This is a genomic window from Butyrivibrio sp. NATIVEDY162, from assembly GCF_045999815.1.
Taxonomy (GTDB): Bacteria; Bacillota; Clostridia; order Lachnospirales; family Lachnospiraceae; genus Butyrivibrio.
Map to the genome: position 1 here is coordinate 3,433,324 of NZ_CP172573.1, position 17,854 is coordinate 3,451,177.

The following is a 17,854-nucleotide window of genomic DNA, read 5'->3' on the forward strand; positions in this document are numbered from 1 at the left end:
AACTTATCTGCGTGTATCCTGACGTTTGATAAAAATGTCCAGGGAAATCGCAAGAAGGATTATGATTCCTTTTAAGATCATCTGGCCTGTCATGTTGATGCCAAGAAGACTAAGCCCAAGGTTTATAATTCCTATCAGCACGGCGCCCATGACAGCACCCAGGATTTCCTGTTTTCCACCATAAACTGAAACGCCGCCTATTACACAGGCTGCAATTACATCCATTTCAAAATTCACACCGGCATAAGAGCTTGCCGCATGAAATTTCGCAAGAACTATGCAGGCAGAAAGTGTGGAACAAAGAGCCATGAAAACATAGGTTAAAAGAACGGCTTTTTTGGTATCAACGCCTCCAAGAGTTGCATTTGCGGGATTTGAGCCAAGCATTACGAGCTTTCTGCCTTTTGTTGTGGCATCAAGCCAGAAGGCAGGAATTCCCACAGTGATGATCATCCATAAGAAGGGAACAGGGATACCGCCTGTTCTTGCAAAGGATGTTCCTATGAAAACTGAAAGCAAAAGGAATACTGCTGATACTATATAGTATTTAGGCGTTATGGGAAGGCCTTCTTTTTTTGTTAAGATAATTTTGCAGACAATGCCGATAACTGCCAGCAGAATACAAACAATAAGTGATGAAACTCCAAAGCTGTTTAAGTCTGATCTGAACATTTTTCCTGAGAAAAGTCTTATGAAACTGTCAGGAATTCCTGTGATGCTGCCTGTTGCGGAAAAATTGTTGAGGATAGCAGTTCCAAGGCCTCTAAATGTAAGATAACCACCAAGAGTAGCTACCCATGCAGGAACATTGCAATAGGAGATTATAAAACCTACAAGGCATCCCCAGAGAATTCCCACTACAAACAGTAGAATTATTGAGAGAGGGGTTCCTAGCTTCAATATAGAGAGAAAAACGCCGCCCATGGCGCATACAAAGCAAATAAAGGAACCGATGCTGATATCAAGATTGCCCTTTTTACACATGCATATCGTCATTCCCGCAACCAGGATAAAGATGTGGGAATTCTGAAGGAACAGTGAAGAAACGTTCATAGGACTAAGGATATCTCCACCTGTCAGAATTGCAAACAGTGCAATCAGGATTATAAATATATATAAATGGGAGTTGTTTTCCAAATTTTTTCTCATAACTGTACGCGCCCTCCTTCAATTGATACATTGCCAAGGAGTACTGCACATACCAGAAGAACGCCTTTGACAGCGGCCTGCCAGTTGGCGGAAATACCTATTATACTCATTCCCTGATTGATTATTCCCATAAGGAGAGCACCAAGGATTACTCCCAGCATTCTTCCCTTTCCTCCTGTAACGGCTGTTCCGCCTATGAAGCAGGCAGCGATGGCATCCATCTCATAGGATTTACCAAGCCCCGGAGGTACAATTCCCATTCTCCCGGCCACCAGTGCGGCGGAGATGGCTGTCATGATTCCCATATAGACATAGGTGAAAAATACAACGCGGAACGGGCTTATTCCCGAGGATCTTGCAGCCTTTACATTGCCGCCAAGCGCGTAGATATGACGTCCAAAGGGGGATAGTTCGCTTGTATAAATGGTTGCGAGTATACATAGCAGAACGATCAGCAGTGGAAAGGAAAAAAGTCCATGCAATCCAAATATTGATAAAAACTGCTCGTTAGTTACAGAAAGTGTAAATCCCCCAATAATGTAATCGCCGAAGCCCTGGAAAATACTCATCCCGGCAAGGGTCACTATCATGGAGGGAAGCTCAAGTTTTCCTATGAGAATACCATGCCAGATGCCGATCAAACAGCCGGTGATGAGCATGGCAATAAAAGCGGGAATTCCTTCGATTCCTCTTTGCATAAGATAAGCACCAACTGCGGCAATAAAATATAAGCCGGAGCCACATGACAGATCAGTATTACCACCGGCAAGGATGCACAGAAACATACCTGAAGAAAGGACAAAAACGTATATGTTCTGTAAAAACAGGTTTTTGATATTTGTTTCATAAAACAGCTTTCCTTCTGTAGAAAAACCGAAGATTACTATAGCCAGAAGGAGTGCGATAAAAAGATAGTTGCGTTTAAGAAATTGCTTTAAGTTCATTCTTTTTGCCCCTCCCCGACTATCAAGCTCATGATTTCTTCAGGTGTCGTATTGGCGGTATCTACTTCACCTGTTATTCTGCCCTCCGACAGGACATAGATTCTGTCACTGAGTCCCATGATCTCAGGAAGCTCAGAGGATATCAGAAGGACAGCGCCTCCTTCTGCTACGAAATCATTTATTATGCAATATATTTCATATCGTGCGCCGACATCGATTCCTCGGGTCGGTTCATCCAGTATAAGAACCTTGGGATCGGTATAGAGCCACTCTGACAACAGTACCTTTTGCTGATTTCCGCCGGAGAGTTCCTTTACGGTCTGCTCGATCGAACGCGCCTTGGTGTGGAAGCGGACCATGGAATCCTCTGCTACATTGCGTTCTTCTTTCTTATCTAAAAAGCCGTAGTTTGTCAGTTTGTGAATACCTGCAAGAGTGGTATTTTCACGGATGCTCCTGTCAAGTGACAGGCCATTTTGTATTCTGTCATCAGCCACATAAGCGATACCTGCCATGATGGCTTCCTTAGGAGTATGCAGGTCTACCTTCTTGCCGTCAATTTCTACCGTTCCATATGCGTTGAACTTGTTAGATCTACCGAAGAGACTTTTTGCAAGTTTACTTCTGCCCGATGCAAGCAGTCCGTAGAGTCCAACAACTTCACCCTTGTTTATATGAAAAGAGATATCTTCCAGAGAAAGGGCACCTTTTCTCCGTACGCTTTCTATATTGTAATGCTCAACCTTAAGGGCAACTTCATTCTTTATTGTGGATTTTTTTTCAGGGTAAAGGACATCCAGGTCTCTTCCAATCATGCCGTGGATGATGCGGTCCTTATCAATTGTGTTCCTGTCATTTTCCAGAGTTTCGATGGTCTTACCGTCTCTAAGGATTGTTATTCTGTCCGCAACATCAAATATCTCATTTAGCTTATGGGAGATTATGATCATGGAGTGCCCCTTGGCTTTCAGCTCCTTCATGAGTTTTAAAAGGGCAGCTGAATGCTCCTCGCCCAGAGATGATGTAGGTTCATCAAGAATCAGAATCCTGGAATTTTTGGACAGAGCTTTGGCTATTTCAACGAGCTGCTGCTCGCCGGCATTTATTCTTTCAACGGTAGTAGCGGGATTTTCAGTAAGATTTACCAGCGACAGAACCTTTTTGGCTTCTTCAAGAGTTTTTTTTCGGTCAAGTACAAAGCGGGAACCTTTTTCATTTCCCAAAAACAGATTATCAGCTATGGACATGCTCTGCACAAGTGAGAGCTCCTGATGAACGATAACTATGCCAATGGCTTCTGAATCCTTGGGAGATTTAAATTGACATCTTTTGCCATCTAGCAGTAATTCGCCCTCATATTGACCAAAGGGAATGTTACCGCTAAGGATGTTCATCAAAGTGGATTTTCCGGCACCATTTTCACCGACAAGAGCATGGATTTCGCCTGCTTTTACAGAAAAGCTGACATTGTCCAAAGCCTTACTTCCGGGGAAACATTTTGTGATGTTTCTCATGACAAGCAAATCTTCCATATTATACCTCTTTCTTCACAATATGGTGTTGCCAACAGATGTTTTAATGTTACATGGTACAGAATCGATAATAATTAATCAATAAATCGGCATATAAATAAATTATATTACATTTAGAATTAATTGTCTTGACATATATCTTGGTGTCTTACCAGGATATGGACAAAAAATGTTACAAACTATTAAAAAAAAGTCATATCAGGTGAAAATGTAGTGGTTTTGTGTTATACTAGCACCAAATGTTGAGTTGTTAATTTCAGCAAACAGAAATATTTATGTGCATTAAATTTTTATAAAATGCACTTGTAACCGGAGGTATAAGGTATGATAAGTTGGAAATTCGGGAAAAATGCCATATATGCGGCATCTGTTATGACTGCCGGTGTGTTGGTTTTTGGGCAGCCTATTATGGCACTGGCTGCTACCGGCACCGTAACATCATCAAATGTTAAGGTCAGATCAGAAGCAAGTACATCTTCCCAGCAGGTATCAAGTCTTGATTCGGGGGACAAGGTTGATATCATTGATGAGACCACAGATTCACAGGGCTATGTGTGGTACAGAATTTATGTAAATGGACAGGAATATGGTTACGTCAGAAGTGACCTTATCTCAAAATCAGGCGAGACCAAGAGTACTGACGCAGGCACATCCAATGCCGCACTTCCTGAAACACAGGTGACTGCTGTTGAGGAGCAGCCCGCTACTGTAACTGTCGCAAGTGCTAACGTAAGATCCGGAGCCGGCACAGGCTACAGCACAGTTGGTACTGTTAAGAACGGCGACGGTGTTACTGTTACAGGTGAGGCTACAGGAACAGATAATAAAAAATGGTATCAGATAAAGTTTGGTGACAGCGGCAGAACAGGTTTTGTCCGTGCAGACCTTCTTCAGATGGGAGCACCTGCTCCTGCTCAGACTGATGATCCTCAGGCCGGTGGTGAAATGACAACTGCTGAGGGTGAACAGCCTGCTGAGGGTGCTGAAGGTGCAGAGGCCGTAGAAGGTGAGCAGCCCGCAGAGAGTGAGCCTGTTGCAGAACAGCCTGCAGTTGACCCTTCAGTTGTTGGTAATGGTGAGTTTTCACTTGCATATAAGGATGATGGAACAGGCACAGAGACCTGGTACCTCTATGATAATGTAGAGAGCACACAGGTTAAGCTTAACGATCTGCTTGACTATGCCAAGGCAGGACAGCAGGCAGCATCACTTGAGGGTCAGATCAAGAAACTTCGCGGCGGCCTTATTGGAATGGGTATAGTGATATTCCTTCTTGTAACAGCTGTTCTCTTCCTTGTATTCAAGCTTCGTGATTACATGTACTACGAGGATGATGAAGAGGAAACCAATACCAAGAAGAATAAATATGAGGACCTGCCTGCTCAGAAGCCTGCAAAGAAGCTTTTTGACAGAAACAGGGAAAAGGATGAGTATGAAAAGCCTGCATCAGCAGGACGAGTAGTGGCAGACAGTAAGAAGCCCGCTACTTCATCAGTAAGAAGAAGCGCACCTATGGGAACTGCTGCATCACTTCTTTCAGACGACAGACCGTCAAGAAGGCCTTCTTCGGATTCAAGAGTTGAGAGACCGGAGAGAGCTGACAGAAGCGAGAGACCTGCTCCTTCAAGAGAGAGAAGAGTTGTGGAGCCTGAACCGGCACCGCAGACAGGACGTAAGTCACGTAACTTCCTCATAAATGACGATGATTTCGAATTTGAATTCCTTGACCTGGACGATGAGGATAGAAACTGATATTAGTGTATATAAGGCTGTCACCTGACCAGTGGCAGCCTTTTGATTTGCAGGAAACTGCTTCATTTTTCTACATGATAAAAACACTCCGTGAGGATACAACGCTTTGTTATTGACATGGGACACCCTTCTGTTATACTAGACGTATCACAGGAAAGGAGACGAATCATGGTAATTGAAATTGATTTTAACAGCGATGAAGCTATATATGTGCAGCTGTGTAATCAGATCATAATGGGTATTGCGACGTCTCAGTTCCGTGAAGGAGAGCAACTTCCCAGCGTCAGGCAGCTGGCTGATATGGTTGGAATAAATATGCATACTGTTAACAAGGCATATTCCATTCTGCAGCAGGAGGGCTTTGTGAAGATTGACAGAAGGCGGGGAGCTATCATCGCCATAGATCTTAATAAGCTTGAGGCGCTTGAGGAAGCGCAGGATATGCTCAGTGTAGTTCTTGCCAGAGCCATGTGTAAAGGGGTTTCAAAGGAAGAGATACACGAGATGGTGGACAGAATCTACGGTGGTTATGGGATGTGACGGACCGGACTAATTGAGAATTAAAACCTTTTAGGAGCCCTAAATAGCTCTTAAAGAAAGGAGTTTACTTGAGTAAAGAATATACAGAGAAAGCGCAGGAAGCGCTTAAACTTGCCAGAAAAACAGCAAGAACATTGAAGCTTAACTACGTTGGCACGGAGCACCTGCTTATGGGCCTTATCAGGACAGAGGGCTGCGTGGCTTCAAGAATACTTATTGATAACGGAATTAATGAGGATAAGATGATGGATGTCATCAGAGATCTCATTGTCGAGGGTGGCAATATCACTCTTCTTGATAAAGAGGGATTTTCACCACGCGCAGAGAGCGTTCTGGATGAGGCTGACAGACAGGCTTCAAGATTCCGTGCAGATAAGATTGGTACGGAACATATTCTTCTGGCCCTTATCAAGGAGGGCGAGAATGTAGCTGTCCGCCTTATCGGTACCATGAACGTATCTGTTCAGAAGATTTATGCAGAGACTCTCTCAGCAATGGGAGAGGATGCCAATCTGGTAAAAGAGGACCTTGGCAGGAAGAACAATTCCAAGAAAAAGACCTCCATGCTTGACCAGTACAGCAGAGATCTTACAGCTCTTGCGGCTGATAACAGGCTTGATCCCATCATTGGCAGAGATAATGAGATTCAGAGAGTGATCCAGATACTTAGCCGCAGAACCAAGAACAACCCTTGCCTCATCGGTGAACCCGGTGTTGGTAAGACAGCGGTGGTTGAGGGACTTGCTCAGAGGATAGTATCAGGGGATGTGCCCTTTACGGTTCAGAATAAGAGACTTCTTACACTTGACCTCTCAGGAATGATCGCAGGATCAAAGTACAGAGGTGAATTTGAGGAACGTATAAAAAGAGTCATCCGTGAAGTTATAGATGATGGAAATATCATTCTTTTCGTGGATGAGATGCATACACTTATAGGCGCAGGCGGCGCCGAGGGTGCTATTGATGCTTCGAATATATTAAAGCCTTCACTTGCAAGAGGTGAGATACAGATGATCGGCGCTACAACCATCACTGAGTATCGCAAGTATGTTGAGAAGGATGCTGCTCTTGAGAGACGTTTTCAGCCTGTAAATGTGGAGGAGCCTGACAGAGATGAGACTCTTGCCATTATGAACGGAATCGTAGGGAAATATGAAGAGCATCACCATGTAAAGATCACGCAGGAGGCTATTCAGGCTGCGGTAGATCTCAGCAGCAGATATATAAACGACAGAAACCTTCCGGATAAGGCTATAGACCTTATTGATGAGGCATCATCCGCAGTAAGACTTCGCCTTACAGGCTCATCTGCAGCTCTTCGTGAGATGGAGCAGGAGATAAGAGAGATGGATTCCAAAGTTGAGGAGCTTCTTGCAAAGGAAGACTTTGCAGGAGCAGGAGAAGTCCATCGCGAGCAGGAAGCTCTTATCAAAAAGTTCAATCGCAAGAAGGCAGCAGAGGATAAGAAGGAAAAGAATGCTGACTACATAGTGACAGAGAATGATATTGCCGAAGTTGTTGCAATGTGGACAAAGATTCCGGTTAAGAAGATAGCTGAGAAGGAATCTGAAAGACTTCTTAAGCTAGAGAATATCCTTCACCAGAGGGTAATAGGTCAGGAGGATGCGGTAGTTGCTGTTTCCAAGGCTATCAGAAGAGGAAGAGTAGGACTTCAGGATCCCAACAGACCTATTGGATCTTTCCTTTTCCTGGGACCCACAGGTGTCGGCAAAACAGAGCTGTCCAAGGCACTTGCAGAAGCAATGTTTGGCGATGAGAATGCACTTATAAGAGTTGATATGTCTGAGTACATGGAAGGTCACTCCGTATCAAAAATGATAGGTTCACCTCCGGGATATGTAGGATATGACGAGGGCGGCCAGCTTAGCGAAAAGGTGAGAAGACATCCTTATTCAGTTATCCTTTTTGATGAGATAGAGAAGGCACATCCTGACATTTTCAATGTTTTGTTGCAGGTTCTTGATGACGGACACATCACTGATGCAAAGGGACGAAAAGTAAGCTTTAAGAATACTATTCTTATCATGACTTCAAACGTTGGTGCACAGCGCATTATCGAACCAAAGCGACTTGGCTTTGATACAGCTTCCGATGAGAAGAAGGACTATGAGAACATGAAGAGTGGCGTAATGGAAGAGGTTAAGAGACTTTTTAAACCTGAGTTCATAAACCGTATCGACGAGATCATGGTATTCCATCCTCTTAATGAAAAGGAGATGATGGAAATTGTAGCTCTTCTTAGTAAGAACCTCAGCAAGAGATGTAAGGAGCAGCTTGGAATTGACCTTGTTATGTCACAGCCTGTTAAACAGTTCCTGGTAAAGAAGTATTCGGATGCCAAGATGGGTGCAAGACCTCTTAAGAGAGCAATCCAGTCTGTAATTGAGGATGCCATGGCAGAGGAGCTCTTAAAGGGCAACATCAAGCGCGACAGTAAGGTTACAATTGGACTTAAGGACGATAAGGTTGTATTCAGCTCAAAGGCAGGAAAGGAAGCATCAAGCGAGGCTTCAGGCAGAAAAAAAGTTGCTAAAAAGGCAGCAACTCCTAAGGCTGCAAAGAAAACAACCGGTAAAACAACAGGGAAGACATCCAAAAAAGCTGCATCAGGTAAGAAGTCAGCAAAATAATGCGTGAAAAAGATTAAGGTTCATAAAGTTTTAATAAAATTATAGTAGTATTTGCTTTATAATTGTATTAGCACCAAATTCCATAAATGACTGCTGTGTTTTAGCAGTACCCAAAACAGGAGGTATAAGATGGCTGTCGTAGAACAGTTACTAAGGGCAGAAGCTGATGGAACTATAAGCTTTGGAAATTATGAGCTGCCTTCCAAACAAAAGCTTGATGATTTCAAGCATGAAGGCAATATTTTGAAGGTTAAGACCTTTAAGGATATAACAAAGCTTGAACAAAACGAGATGTTCCTTTATGAATCTGTTCCGGGGACAACGGTCACACATTTTAAGGAAAGTGAAGGTGGTCTGGCTTTTGAGGTTGAAGGACCGGGAGATGCACAGATTACCGTCGGACTTGAAGAAAACACAGAATATCACATCCTGGTGGATGGTAAAAATATTGGTCCGATGCAGACAGGAGTTGGAGGGAAGCTGAGCTTTAGCGTAGCACTCGGAACTGCTCCATCTAAAGTTGAAATTCATAAATGAATATAGTGTTTTCATAAGAGGGCTGCTTTGCAGTCCTCTTATATTATTGTGGTTTTTTAATATGAATTCAGACTCAATAATGTGAACAGCACACTGGAATTAGCATTTTTTAAGAAAATCAGGGTATGGAAATCTTACACCGGAATGGTTACTATAGTTGGTAGAGTCTGAGATAAAAGTTAGGGGAATTTTTATATGGCAACAAAGATAAAGACAGTATTCTTCTGTCAAAGCTGCGGATATGAATCTGCAAAATGGATGGGACAGTGCCCGGGATGCAAAGAGTGGAACAGCTTTGTAGAAGAGACAATAAAACCCTCTGTAATGGGAAAATCCGGAAATGCATCAAAAGGAGCAGGCATAGGCGGCTATGGCAATTCAGGTGATGCTCAAAGTAAACCAATGAAGCTTTCTGAGATTACGTTAAATGAAGAGGACAGGTTTGATACTCATATAGGTGAGCTTAACAGAGTTCTTGGAGGAGGACTTGTGAAGGGCTCCCTTACTCTTGTGGGAGGAGATCCGGGAATTGGAAAATCAACTCTTTTACTGCAGACAGCGAGACTCCTTGCATCAGATCACAGGAAAGTTCTCTATATTTCAGGAGAGGAATCACTCCAGCAAATTAAGCTTAGAGCCAATAGAATAGGTGAGTTTACAGATGACATGAATCTGTTTTGCGAAACGGACCTTGGAACTATTGAAGAGACGATAAGAAGAGCTGCACCTGAGGTTGTTATCATAGACTCAATTCAGACTATGTTTAATGAAAATGTGAGCTCTGCTCCCGGAAGTGTATCGCAGGTCAGGGAATCAACTTCAGTTCTTATGCGTATAGCAAAGCAGCTTGGAATCTCGGTTTTCATAGTCGGTCATGTAACCAAGGAAGGCACAGTGGCAGGCCCCAGAGTGCTTGAGCATATGGTTGATACTGTTCTGTATTTTGAAGGAGACAGACATGCTTCCTATAGGATCCTTAGAGCAGTTAAAAACAGATTTGGCTCAACCAACGAGATTGGCGTTTTCGAAATGAGAAATGAGGGACTTGTGGAAGTGAGCAATCCTTCGGAATTTATGCTTGAGGGCAAGCCTGAAAATGCAAGCGGCTCAATTGTTACCTGCTCTGTAGAAGGAACAAGGCCTATTCTTATTGAAATACAGGCGCTTGTCAGTCACACCAATTTCAATTTTCCGAGAAGACAGGCAAACGGTACTGACTACAACAGGGTAAATCTGCTTATGGCTGTGCTTGAAAAGCGCGTAGGTCTTGAGCTTTCATCTTATGACGCATACATAAATCTTGCGGGCGGAATGAAGCTTATAGAGCCTGCTCTTGATCTGTCTATGTGCATGGCCATAGTATCGAGCTTCCGCAACAGACCAATCCCTGATGATGTGATAGCCTTTGGAGAGGTTGGCCTGTCAGGCGAGGTGCGTTCAGTTAATCTTCCCGATCTGCGAATATCAGAGGCGCAGCGACTTGGCTTTAAAACCTGTATAGTTCCAAAGACTGTGGCAGAAAAGTATGCGTCTAAATTTAAGGATGTGAAGCTTATTGGGGTTTCTTCCGTACAGGATGCTGTGGGAATTATTCGATAATATAAAGGGCTGCTTTTTAGAGTTCCTTTTGCCATGTTATAAAACAAATTCATAAATTATGTAAACACTTGACATTTATACTGTACTACTTTAAAGTATTAAACAAAGATTGTATACATGTATAAGCATGATACAAATAGCTTTCACAAATTGTGAATTCTAAAACGAGGAGGACATATTATGAAAATGAAGAGCTTAGTAAGCATGATGGCTGCAACAGCACTGCTTGCAGGTACACTTGCAGGATGCGGTGGTAATGCACAGGACGGCTCTGCTCCCGCTGGTGAAGCAGATTCTACAGCAGCAGAGAGCACAGCAGCAGAGAGCTCAGAAGATGGAGCTGCAGAGGGTGCAGCAAATAGCGGAGCTACATTTAAGTTTGGTTCAATCGGACCTCTTACAGGCGGTGCAGCAGCTTACGGTAATGCAGTTGTTAATTCAGTAGAGCTTGCAGTAAATGAGATCAATGCTAACGGCGGTATCAACGGCTATCAGGTTGAGATGAAGGGTGAGGATGACGAGCTTAACGCTGAGAAGTCTGTGAATGCTTATAACACTCTTAAGGATTGGGGAATGCAGTTCCTTGTTGGCTCAACAACAAGTGCATGCTCACTTGCAGTAAGTGAGAACACACATGAAGACAACATGTTCCAGCTTACACCTTCTGCATCAGCTTCTGACTGTGTTGCATATGACAATGTTTTCCGTGTATGCTTCTCAGATCCTAACCAGGGCCTTGCTTCAGCACAGTACATCGGAAGCCACAAGCTTGCTACAAAGGTAGCAGTTATTTATGATAGCTCAGATGTTTATTCATCAGGTATTTATCAGACATTTGCACAGGAAGCTCCCAATCAGGGCTTTGAAGTAGTATCAGCTGAGGCATTTACAGCAGATTCCAAGACAGATTTCTCAGTTCAGCTTCAGAAGGCTAAGGACGCAGGCGCAGAGCTCCTGTTCCTTCCTATCTACTACACAGAGGCATCACTTATTCTTACACAGGCTAACACCATGGGCTATGCTCCCACATTCTTTGGTGTAGATGGTATGGATGGTATCCTTACAGTTGAGAACTTCGATACATCACTTGCTGAGGGACTTATGCTTCTTACACCTTTCGCAGCAGATGCAACTGATGAGCTTACAGTTAACTACGTTAAGAATTATCAGGAAAAATACGGCGATACACCTAACCAGTTCGGAGCAGATGCTTATGATGCAGTTTATATCATCAAGCAGTGCCTTGAGGAGTCAGGTGCTACACCGGATATGAGCGTTAGCGATCTTTGCGAAGCAGTTAAGGGTGCAATCGTTAACATCACTGCTTCAGGTCTTACATCAGATACAATGACATGGGATGCAAGCGGTGAGCCTAATAAAGAGCCTAAGGCCGTTGTAATTAAGGATGGCGCTTACGTTACAGCAGAGTAATAATAAATATAGAGTTATAGACATCAACTGATTTCTGTTGGTATAATCATTATAATTGCAAGGTGGCGAGGAATGCTGTCAAAGGCATTCCTCGTGTTCATATTTACACTATATTTTCAGGTATTTGTTGGAGGAAAAGATGAGTTTTCTGGTTTATCTCATTAACGGACTAAGCCTTGGGAGCATTTATGCTATTATAGCCCTTGGCTACACTATGGTATACGGAATTGCCAAAATGCTGAATTTCGCACATGGTGATTTTATCATGGTGGGCTGCTATGTTATTTTTACTATATGTTCCACATTGAGTGGGAACACTATTGTTGGAATCATTGCTGCCATTATTTTATGTACACTTCTTGGAATAACTACTGAGAAGGTTGCATACAAGCCGCTACGAGGTGCTGCTTCTCCTCTGGCTGTTCTCATAACTGCCATTGGCGTCAGTTATTTCCTTGAGAATCTGGCACTCCTTATTTTCGGTGCAGATATCAAGTCTTTTTCATCTGTTATTTCCTGGCAGGGAATCTCCTTTGCAGGAGGAGACCTGAAAATTCAGGGCGTAACAATAGTAACCATACTTTCAAGTGTGGTAATTCTTATAGTTCTTCAGCTTTTCATACATAAGACTAAGGAAGGTCAGGCTATGCTTGCAGTCGCTGAGGATAAGGGCGCTGCAATGCTCATGGGTATTAACGTAAACAAGACAATATCCCTTACATTTGCCATTGGTTCTGCACTTGCGGCAATTGCGGGAGCACTTCTTTGTTCAGCATATCCGTCACTTTCTCCGTACCTTGGTGCAATGCCCGGTATTAAGGCCTTCGTTGCAGCGGTATTTGGTGGAATCGGTTCAATTCCCGGTGCTATGATCGGTGGATTAGTTCTGGGAATAGTTGAGATCCTGAGCAGAACCTACATATCATCCCAGCTTTCGGATGCAATAGTTTTCGGAATCCTCATAGTGGTGCTTCTTGTTAAGCCCACCGGACTTTTAGGGAAGAAGATTCAGGAAAAAGTATAATCACTTGACGAGGTATTTTCGAGTCTAGTGAGTATACTTGTTCCGGCGAGGGCGTTAGCCCGAGAGCGGAACTTCCTTGTGAAACGCGCAAGCCCGAGAGCGGAACTTCCTTATAAAAAGCTTTAGCCCGAGAGTGAAATAATCTATATCCATTTGGAGAAACGTATGAAAAACAAAAAATTCAAAGATAATCTTATAACCTACGCAGTCGTGATCGTTTTATATCTGATCATGGAAATCCTTATGAAAACAGGCAATCTTTCAAGCCATCTGAAGGGACTTTTGGTTCCCGTAATCTATTACGCGGTAATAGCTGTAGCCCTTAATCTTTGTGTTGGAATACTTGGAGAGCTCAGTATAGGACACTGCGGATTTATGTGCATAGGTGCTTTTGCAAGTGCTGTTTTCTCAAAACTAACTCAGAATACTCTTCCTACAGCGCCAAGATTTTTCCTGGCATTTGTAATTGGAATTGCCACAGCAGCGCTGTTTGGATTTTTAATAGGTATACCGGTACTAAGGCTTAAGGGAGACTATCTTGCGATAGTTACTCTGGCTTTTGGAGAAATCATTAAAAATGTCATCAATGCAGTTTATTTTGGTGTTGATTCACACGGACCCCACTTTTCACTTAATAACGTAATGGAGCTCGGTATGGAGCCTGACGGTCAGGTTATTATAAACGGTGCCATGGGCGTAACAGGAACTCCGAGGGACGCGAATTTCACTATTGCCACAATAGTTCTTTTGCTTTCACTTTTTGTAGTTCTTAATCTTATGAACTCAAGAGCTGGACGTGCGATCATGGCTGTTCGCGACAATAGCATAGCAGCAGAGTCAGCAGGAATTAATGTGACAGGATATAAGATGATGGCGTTTACAATCTCAGCTGCAATTGCAGGAGCTGCAGGTGTTCTGTTCTCACACAACATTACATCACTTACGGCGACATCTCAGTATTTTGGATACAACGCATCAATCATGATCCTTGTATATGTGGTACTTGGCGGCATCGGTAATATCAGAGGTTCAGTTATAGCAGCAGCTATCCTTTATCTTCTCCCCGAGATGCTAAGGGAACTGAATACATACAGAATGCTCATTTATTCAATCGTACTTATTGTGATGATGCTCTTTAACTGGGCACCCGCAGCAGTTGAATGGAGACAGAAAATAGCTCACAAATTTGTAAAAAGGAATGCGTAATTATGTCATTACTCCAGGTAAATAATTTAAGTATTGCATTTGGCGGACTGAGAGCCGTTGATGATTTTAGTCTTGAAATTGAAAAAGGAGAACTCTATGGCCTAATCGGACCTAACGGTGCCGGAAAGACCACGGTTTTCAATTTGTTGACAGGTGTGTACAAGCCAAATGAGGGTATCATCCGTCTTGACGGCGAAGACATCACCAGAAAAAACACAATAGAAATAAATCATGCAGGAATAGCCAGAACTTTCCAGAATATACGTCTATTCCATCAGATGTCTGTAATCGATAATGTTAAGGTCGGACTCACGGAGAGATTTAAATACAGCGCTCTTGAAGGAGTACTTCATCTTGGAAGATACAGGAAAATTGAGAAGGAAATGGATGATGAGGCCATGAAGCTTCTAAAGGTATTTGACCTTGATGCTGAGAGAGATACTCTTGCAAGCAATCTTCCATATGGTAAGCAGAGAAAGCTGGAGATAGCTAGAGCAATGGCTACATCGCCCAAACTTCTTCTTCTGGATGAGCCTGCTGCCGGAATGAATCCAAATGAAACAGCTGAGCTTATGGATACCATTGCTCTTGTCAGAAAAGAATTCGGTATGACGATTCTTCTTATTGAGCATGATATGAAGCTTGTGTCCGGAATCTGCGAGAAGCTGACTGTACTTAACTTCGGGCGTGTGCTTAAGCAGGGAGAAACAAAAGAGGTTTTGAGTGATCCTGAGGTTATTGCGGCATATCTTGGCCAATAATACCAGTAGTATAGAAAGAAGTTTTTAGGAGATTATATGTCACTTTTAGATGTTAAAAATTTGAGCGTAAACTATGGCGTTATTAAAGCTTTAAAGGGAATCTCTTTTCATGTGGAAAAGGGAGAGATTGTAGCTCTTATTGGGGCCAACGGTGCGGGAAAAACTACAACACTTCACACTTTGTCAGGGCTTCTTAAGCCCTCACAGGGAGAGATTACCTATAAGGATCATAATCTTGTAACCACTCCGGGTCATAAGATTGTCTCACTTGGAATGGCACAGGTTCCTGAAGGCAGGCGCGTATTTGCAGACATGACTGTGTTGCAGAATTTGAAGATGGGTGCTTATACCAGAAATGATGCGGATGAATTTCAGAAGACCATCGAGATGGTTTATAAGCGTTTTCCAAGACTTGAGGAGAGAAAAGAGCAGATAGCAGGAACCTTGTCAGGTGGTGAGCAGCAGATGCTTGCTATGGGACGAGCTCTTATGTCTCATCCTGACATAATACTTATGGATGAGCCATCTATGGGACTTTCACCTATTTTTGTAAATGAAATATTCAGCATCATTGAGGATGTGAACAAGGACGGCGTGACAGTTCTTCTCGTTGAGCAGAACGCTAAGAAGGCTCTGACCATAGCCGACAGAGCATATGTTCTTGAAACAGGCAGCATCGTTAAGGAAGGAAATGCTAACGACCTTCTCAACGATGAATCCATCAGAAAGGCATATCTTGGAGAATAAAGCTCATATCTGAAGGATGAATGTTCTGTTATATCTATAGAACAAGAATGTTATTGCTTTTTAGGAGGGAATTTGACATGAAGAATATAGTTATCACAATCGCAAGACAGTATGGAAGTGGTGGAAGAACTGTCGGAAAGATGCTGGCTGAGGAGCTTGGCATTCATTATTACGATAAGGAACTGTCCAAGGTAGCATCTGAGATGAGCGGAATAAATGAGAGCTATTTTGTTGATGCAGATGAGAAAGTTAAGAGCAGATGGAAGAGTAAGCTCTCACTCCATTCAACAGTTTATGACGGAATTGTAAAAAAACCTGGTGACTCATCACTTACATCTGATGAAAATATCTTCAGCAATCAGGCCAAGGCCATAAAGATGCTTGCTGAAAAAGGTGAGCCCTGCGTAATAGTCGGACGCTGCGCGGACTTTGTGCTGAAGGATTATGATAACGCCCTTAGGGTGTTCGTTCATGCAGACCATGATTTCCTTATGCAGGAAGCGGGAAAGGTGCAGAGTCTTACAGGAAAGGATCTTGAGAAATTCATTGCTCAGATTGATAAGGCGAGAGCTGACTACTACGAGTTCCATACAGGACATGTCTGGACTGATGCTCTCAACTATGATCTTTGCCTTGACAGTGGCAAGCTTGGATTCGAAAAATGCGTAGAAGCAATCAAAGCTTATGCCAAAGTAAGATTTGGTGAAGACTGTTTTGAATAATGAAGCAAATAATAAAGCAAATAATAAAGCAGAGCACGAAGCTATAAAATACAAGGCTAAGTGCTCTGCTCATTTTTTTATTCGCAGTATATTATATCATCCATAGCATCGTGGGACTGACCATAAGCGAACATGATTGAATTTTCCATACTAAATGAAAGCTTGTACCAGGATTCACGACCGTCATGCTTAGTGCAGAAAGTAATTGAATCCTTTGTAAAAGAATTGACATCAAGATCTGAAATAACATCACCCATGGAGACAGAAACAATCCATTTTGCATCAGGTATCTCAAAATCTGAATCAGCAGCTCTTTCTATTCTGAGACAATGTCCGGTATTTACATCAAAAACATATTGCCCTTCAAACTTCTCAAATACACTTTCGAGGCTTGGATCCTGCTCATCAAGGCTTTTCTGAATTTCGTCGGATATTGTAAAGGCTTCACCTCTCAATTTTGCAAGATATCCGGCAAGATAATACACTCTGACTCTTGTCAATTCCTCAGCTCTTGAAGCTTCAAGCTGAGGCTGCATGGAACCTCCTTCATATAATGCACCGGTTTCCTTTACGTCGGCTTCTTTTCTCTTGATCCATGCTCTCTGGTCGGCTAAGAGTTCAGTCATATCTTTTTCCTCAGCGGTGATTCTTTGCCAGAGGGAATTGAGCTCGTCATCCCACAGATGATACCAATCGGCAGTAGTTATATTCATATCTGTCTGAGTAATGTCGCTCAATAATGCATTTTCATATTCTACAGATTTAGCCTCAATCATAGCTATTTCCTCCTGTACTGTTCCTGCTGAGGAAGTGCTTGCTGTGGCAGCTGAATCCACAGGAGTCTCAGAAGATGAATTGCTTACGGCTTCTTGGTTATCCTCTGATATAGCGGTGTCTTCAATATTTGAAGTATCTTCTGATGAATTATTGTCTGCTGTATTTGAAGCGTCTTCGGGTGAACTATTGTCTGCCGGCGTGTTGTTCTCCGGGGCAGCATTATTCTCTGTTTGTTGCGTATCTGCACTTTCTTTGGATGTAGATGTATTTGTATCAGACATGCCGCGGGGCTTAGACGGATCTTCACAACCGCATACATTTACAGCCAAAATTACTCCCAAAATGATTCCGATAATAGCTCCTTTTTTCATACTTTTGTATTCTCCTTTAAATGCTTTTTTAGATATAGAGAGCATTATAGCATATTTTCATATTACATTTTTATTAGAATGATGATGCAAAGCCTTTTCAGATATGTTATT

General features: G+C 42.7%; 15 protein-coding genes. 11 read left to right on the plus strand and 4 right to left on the minus strand.

All coding sequences use genetic code 11. From position 1 onward, the window contains the following. Positions 1-3: 3 nt before the first annotated feature. From ACHCNF_RS14920 to ACHCNF_RS14930, 3 genes are read right to left on the minus strand one after another with little or no spacing between them, the layout of a single operon-like run. On the minus strand, positions 4-1,149 hold the full coding sequence (locus ACHCNF_RS14920) for an ABC transporter permease subunit (protein ID WP_408070532.1): 1,146 nt from the start codon (positions 1,147-1,149) through the stop codon (positions 4-6). Next, complete coding sequence (locus ACHCNF_RS14925; protein WP_408070533.1) at positions 1,146-2,093, minus strand: ABC transporter permease subunit; 948 nt, start codon at positions 2,091-2,093, stop codon at positions 1,146-1,148. Before ACHCNF_RS14925 ends, ACHCNF_RS14920 begins: the two co-directional genes overlap by 4 nt. Continuing rightward, on the minus strand, positions 2,090-3,625 hold the full coding sequence (locus tag ACHCNF_RS14930; RefSeq protein WP_408070534.1) for an ATP-binding cassette domain-containing protein: 1,536 nt from the start codon (positions 3,623-3,625) through the stop codon (positions 2,090-2,092). Before ACHCNF_RS14930 ends, ACHCNF_RS14925 begins: the two co-directional genes overlap by 4 nt. Positions 3,626-3,949: 324 nt before the next feature. Here ACHCNF_RS14930 and ACHCNF_RS14935 point away from each other — a divergent pair, with 324 nt between their 5' ends. The 11 genes from ACHCNF_RS14935 to ACHCNF_RS14985 all read left to right on the plus strand — a co-directional run bounded on the left by ACHCNF_RS14935 (position 3,950) and on the right by ACHCNF_RS14985 (position 16,595). Next, positions 3,950-5,377 (plus strand): SH3 domain-containing protein, encoded by a 1,428-nt coding sequence (locus tag ACHCNF_RS14935; protein WP_408070535.1) that lies wholly within the window; start codon positions 3,950-3,952, stop codon positions 5,375-5,377. A gap of 168 nt (positions 5,378-5,545) precedes the next feature. After that, positions 5,546-5,917 (plus strand): GntR family transcriptional regulator, encoded by a 372-nt coding sequence (locus ACHCNF_RS14940; RefSeq protein ID WP_408070536.1) that lies wholly within the window; start codon positions 5,546-5,548, stop codon positions 5,915-5,917. A 68-nt stretch (positions 5,918-5,985) separates the two neighbouring features. Further along, positions 5,986-8,568 carry an ATP-dependent Clp protease ATP-binding subunit gene (locus tag ACHCNF_RS14945; protein WP_408070537.1) on the plus strand — a complete coding sequence of 861 codons (2,583 nt, stop codon included), beginning with the start codon at positions 5,986-5,988 and terminating at the stop codon, positions 8,566-8,568. Positions 8,569-8,697: 129 nt separating this feature from the next. After that, positions 8,698-9,105: an endosialidase gene (locus ACHCNF_RS14950; protein ID WP_408070538.1), complete on the plus strand. Its 408-nt coding sequence runs from the start codon at positions 8,698-8,700 to the stop codon at positions 9,103-9,105. A gap of 195 nt (positions 9,106-9,300) precedes the next feature. After that, positions 9,301-10,704, plus strand: a complete 1,404-nt coding sequence (gene radA / locus ACHCNF_RS14955; protein WP_408070539.1) for a DNA repair protein RadA — start codon at positions 9,301-9,303, stop codon at positions 10,702-10,704. 186 nt (positions 10,705-10,890) lie between these two features. Beyond that, positions 10,891-12,135 (plus strand): ABC transporter substrate-binding protein, encoded by a 1,245-nt coding sequence (locus ACHCNF_RS14960; RefSeq protein WP_408072249.1) that lies wholly within the window; start codon positions 10,891-10,893, stop codon positions 12,133-12,135. 139 nt (positions 12,136-12,274) lie between these two features. Continuing rightward, positions 12,275-13,159, plus strand: coding sequence for a branched-chain amino acid ABC transporter permease (locus ACHCNF_RS14965; protein ID WP_408070540.1), 885 nt, complete (start codon positions 12,275-12,277; stop codon positions 13,157-13,159). A 165-nt stretch (positions 13,160-13,324) separates the two neighbouring features. Beyond that, the gene (locus ACHCNF_RS14970; RefSeq protein ID WP_408070541.1) at positions 13,325-14,365 is read left to right on the plus strand and encodes a branched-chain amino acid ABC transporter permease; all 1,041 of its coding nucleotides are present in this window, start codon (positions 13,325-13,327) and stop codon (positions 14,363-14,365) included. Between the two features lie 2 nt (positions 14,366-14,367). Further along, positions 14,368-15,126 (plus strand): ABC transporter ATP-binding protein, encoded by a 759-nt coding sequence (locus tag ACHCNF_RS14975; RefSeq protein ID WP_408070542.1) that lies wholly within the window; start codon positions 14,368-14,370, stop codon positions 15,124-15,126. A 36-nt stretch (positions 15,127-15,162) separates the two neighbouring features. Continuing rightward, positions 15,163-15,873 (plus strand): ABC transporter ATP-binding protein, encoded by a 711-nt coding sequence (locus ACHCNF_RS14980; RefSeq protein ID WP_408070543.1) that lies wholly within the window; start codon positions 15,163-15,165, stop codon positions 15,871-15,873. Between the two features lie 77 nt (positions 15,874-15,950). Then, complete coding sequence (locus ACHCNF_RS14985; protein ID WP_408070544.1) at positions 15,951-16,595, plus strand: cytidylate kinase-like family protein; 645 nt, start codon at positions 15,951-15,953, stop codon at positions 16,593-16,595. Between the two features lie 77 nt (positions 16,596-16,672). Here the strand turns inward: ACHCNF_RS14985 and ACHCNF_RS14990 are convergent, their stop codons facing one another. After that, entirely contained in the window at positions 16,673-17,743 is a 1,071-nt protein-coding gene (locus ACHCNF_RS14990) for a lysozyme inhibitor LprI family protein (protein WP_408070545.1), read from the minus strand. Between the last annotated feature and the right edge of the window lie 111 nt (positions 17,744-17,854).

Excerpts from the sequence above, each read along its gene's own strand:
- ACHCNF_RS14920 (WP_408070532.1), bottom strand. The coding sequence starts at position 1,149 with ATGAGAAAAAATTTGGAAAACAACTCCCATTTATATATATTTATAATC.
- ACHCNF_RS14925 (WP_408070533.1), bottom strand. The coding sequence starts at position 2,093 with ATGAACTTAAAGCAATTTCTTAAACGCAACTATCTTTTTATCGCACTC.
- ACHCNF_RS14930 (WP_408070534.1), bottom strand. The coding sequence starts at position 3,625 with ATGGAAGATTTGCTTGTCATGAGAAACATCACAAAATGTTTCCCCGGA.
- ACHCNF_RS14935 (WP_408070535.1), top strand. The coding sequence starts at position 3,950 with ATGATAAGTTGGAAATTCGGGAAAAATGCCATATATGCGGCATCTGTT.
- ACHCNF_RS14940 (WP_408070536.1), top strand. The coding sequence starts at position 5,546 with ATGGTAATTGAAATTGATTTTAACAGCGATGAAGCTATATATGTGCAG.
- ACHCNF_RS14950 (WP_408070538.1), top strand. The coding sequence starts at position 8,698 with ATGGCTGTCGTAGAACAGTTACTAAGGGCAGAAGCTGATGGAACTATA.
- radA (WP_408070539.1), top strand. The coding sequence starts at position 9,301 with ATGGCAACAAAGATAAAGACAGTATTCTTCTGTCAAAGCTGCGGATAT.
- ACHCNF_RS14960 (WP_408072249.1), top strand. The coding sequence starts at position 10,891 with ATGAAGAGCTTAGTAAGCATGATGGCTGCAACAGCACTGCTTGCAGGT.
- ACHCNF_RS14965 (WP_408070540.1), top strand. The coding sequence starts at position 12,275 with ATGAGTTTTCTGGTTTATCTCATTAACGGACTAAGCCTTGGGAGCATT.
- ACHCNF_RS14970 (WP_408070541.1), top strand. The coding sequence starts at position 13,325 with ATGAAAAACAAAAAATTCAAAGATAATCTTATAACCTACGCAGTCGTG.
- ACHCNF_RS14975 (WP_408070542.1), top strand. The coding sequence starts at position 14,368 with ATGTCATTACTCCAGGTAAATAATTTAAGTATTGCATTTGGCGGACTG.
- ACHCNF_RS14980 (WP_408070543.1), top strand. The coding sequence starts at position 15,163 with ATGTCACTTTTAGATGTTAAAAATTTGAGCGTAAACTATGGCGTTATT.
- ACHCNF_RS14985 (WP_408070544.1), top strand. The coding sequence starts at position 15,951 with ATGAAGAATATAGTTATCACAATCGCAAGACAGTATGGAAGTGGTGGA.
- ACHCNF_RS14990 (WP_408070545.1), bottom strand. The coding sequence starts at position 17,743 with ATGAAAAAAGGAGCTATTATCGGAATCATTTTGGGAGTAATTTTGGCT.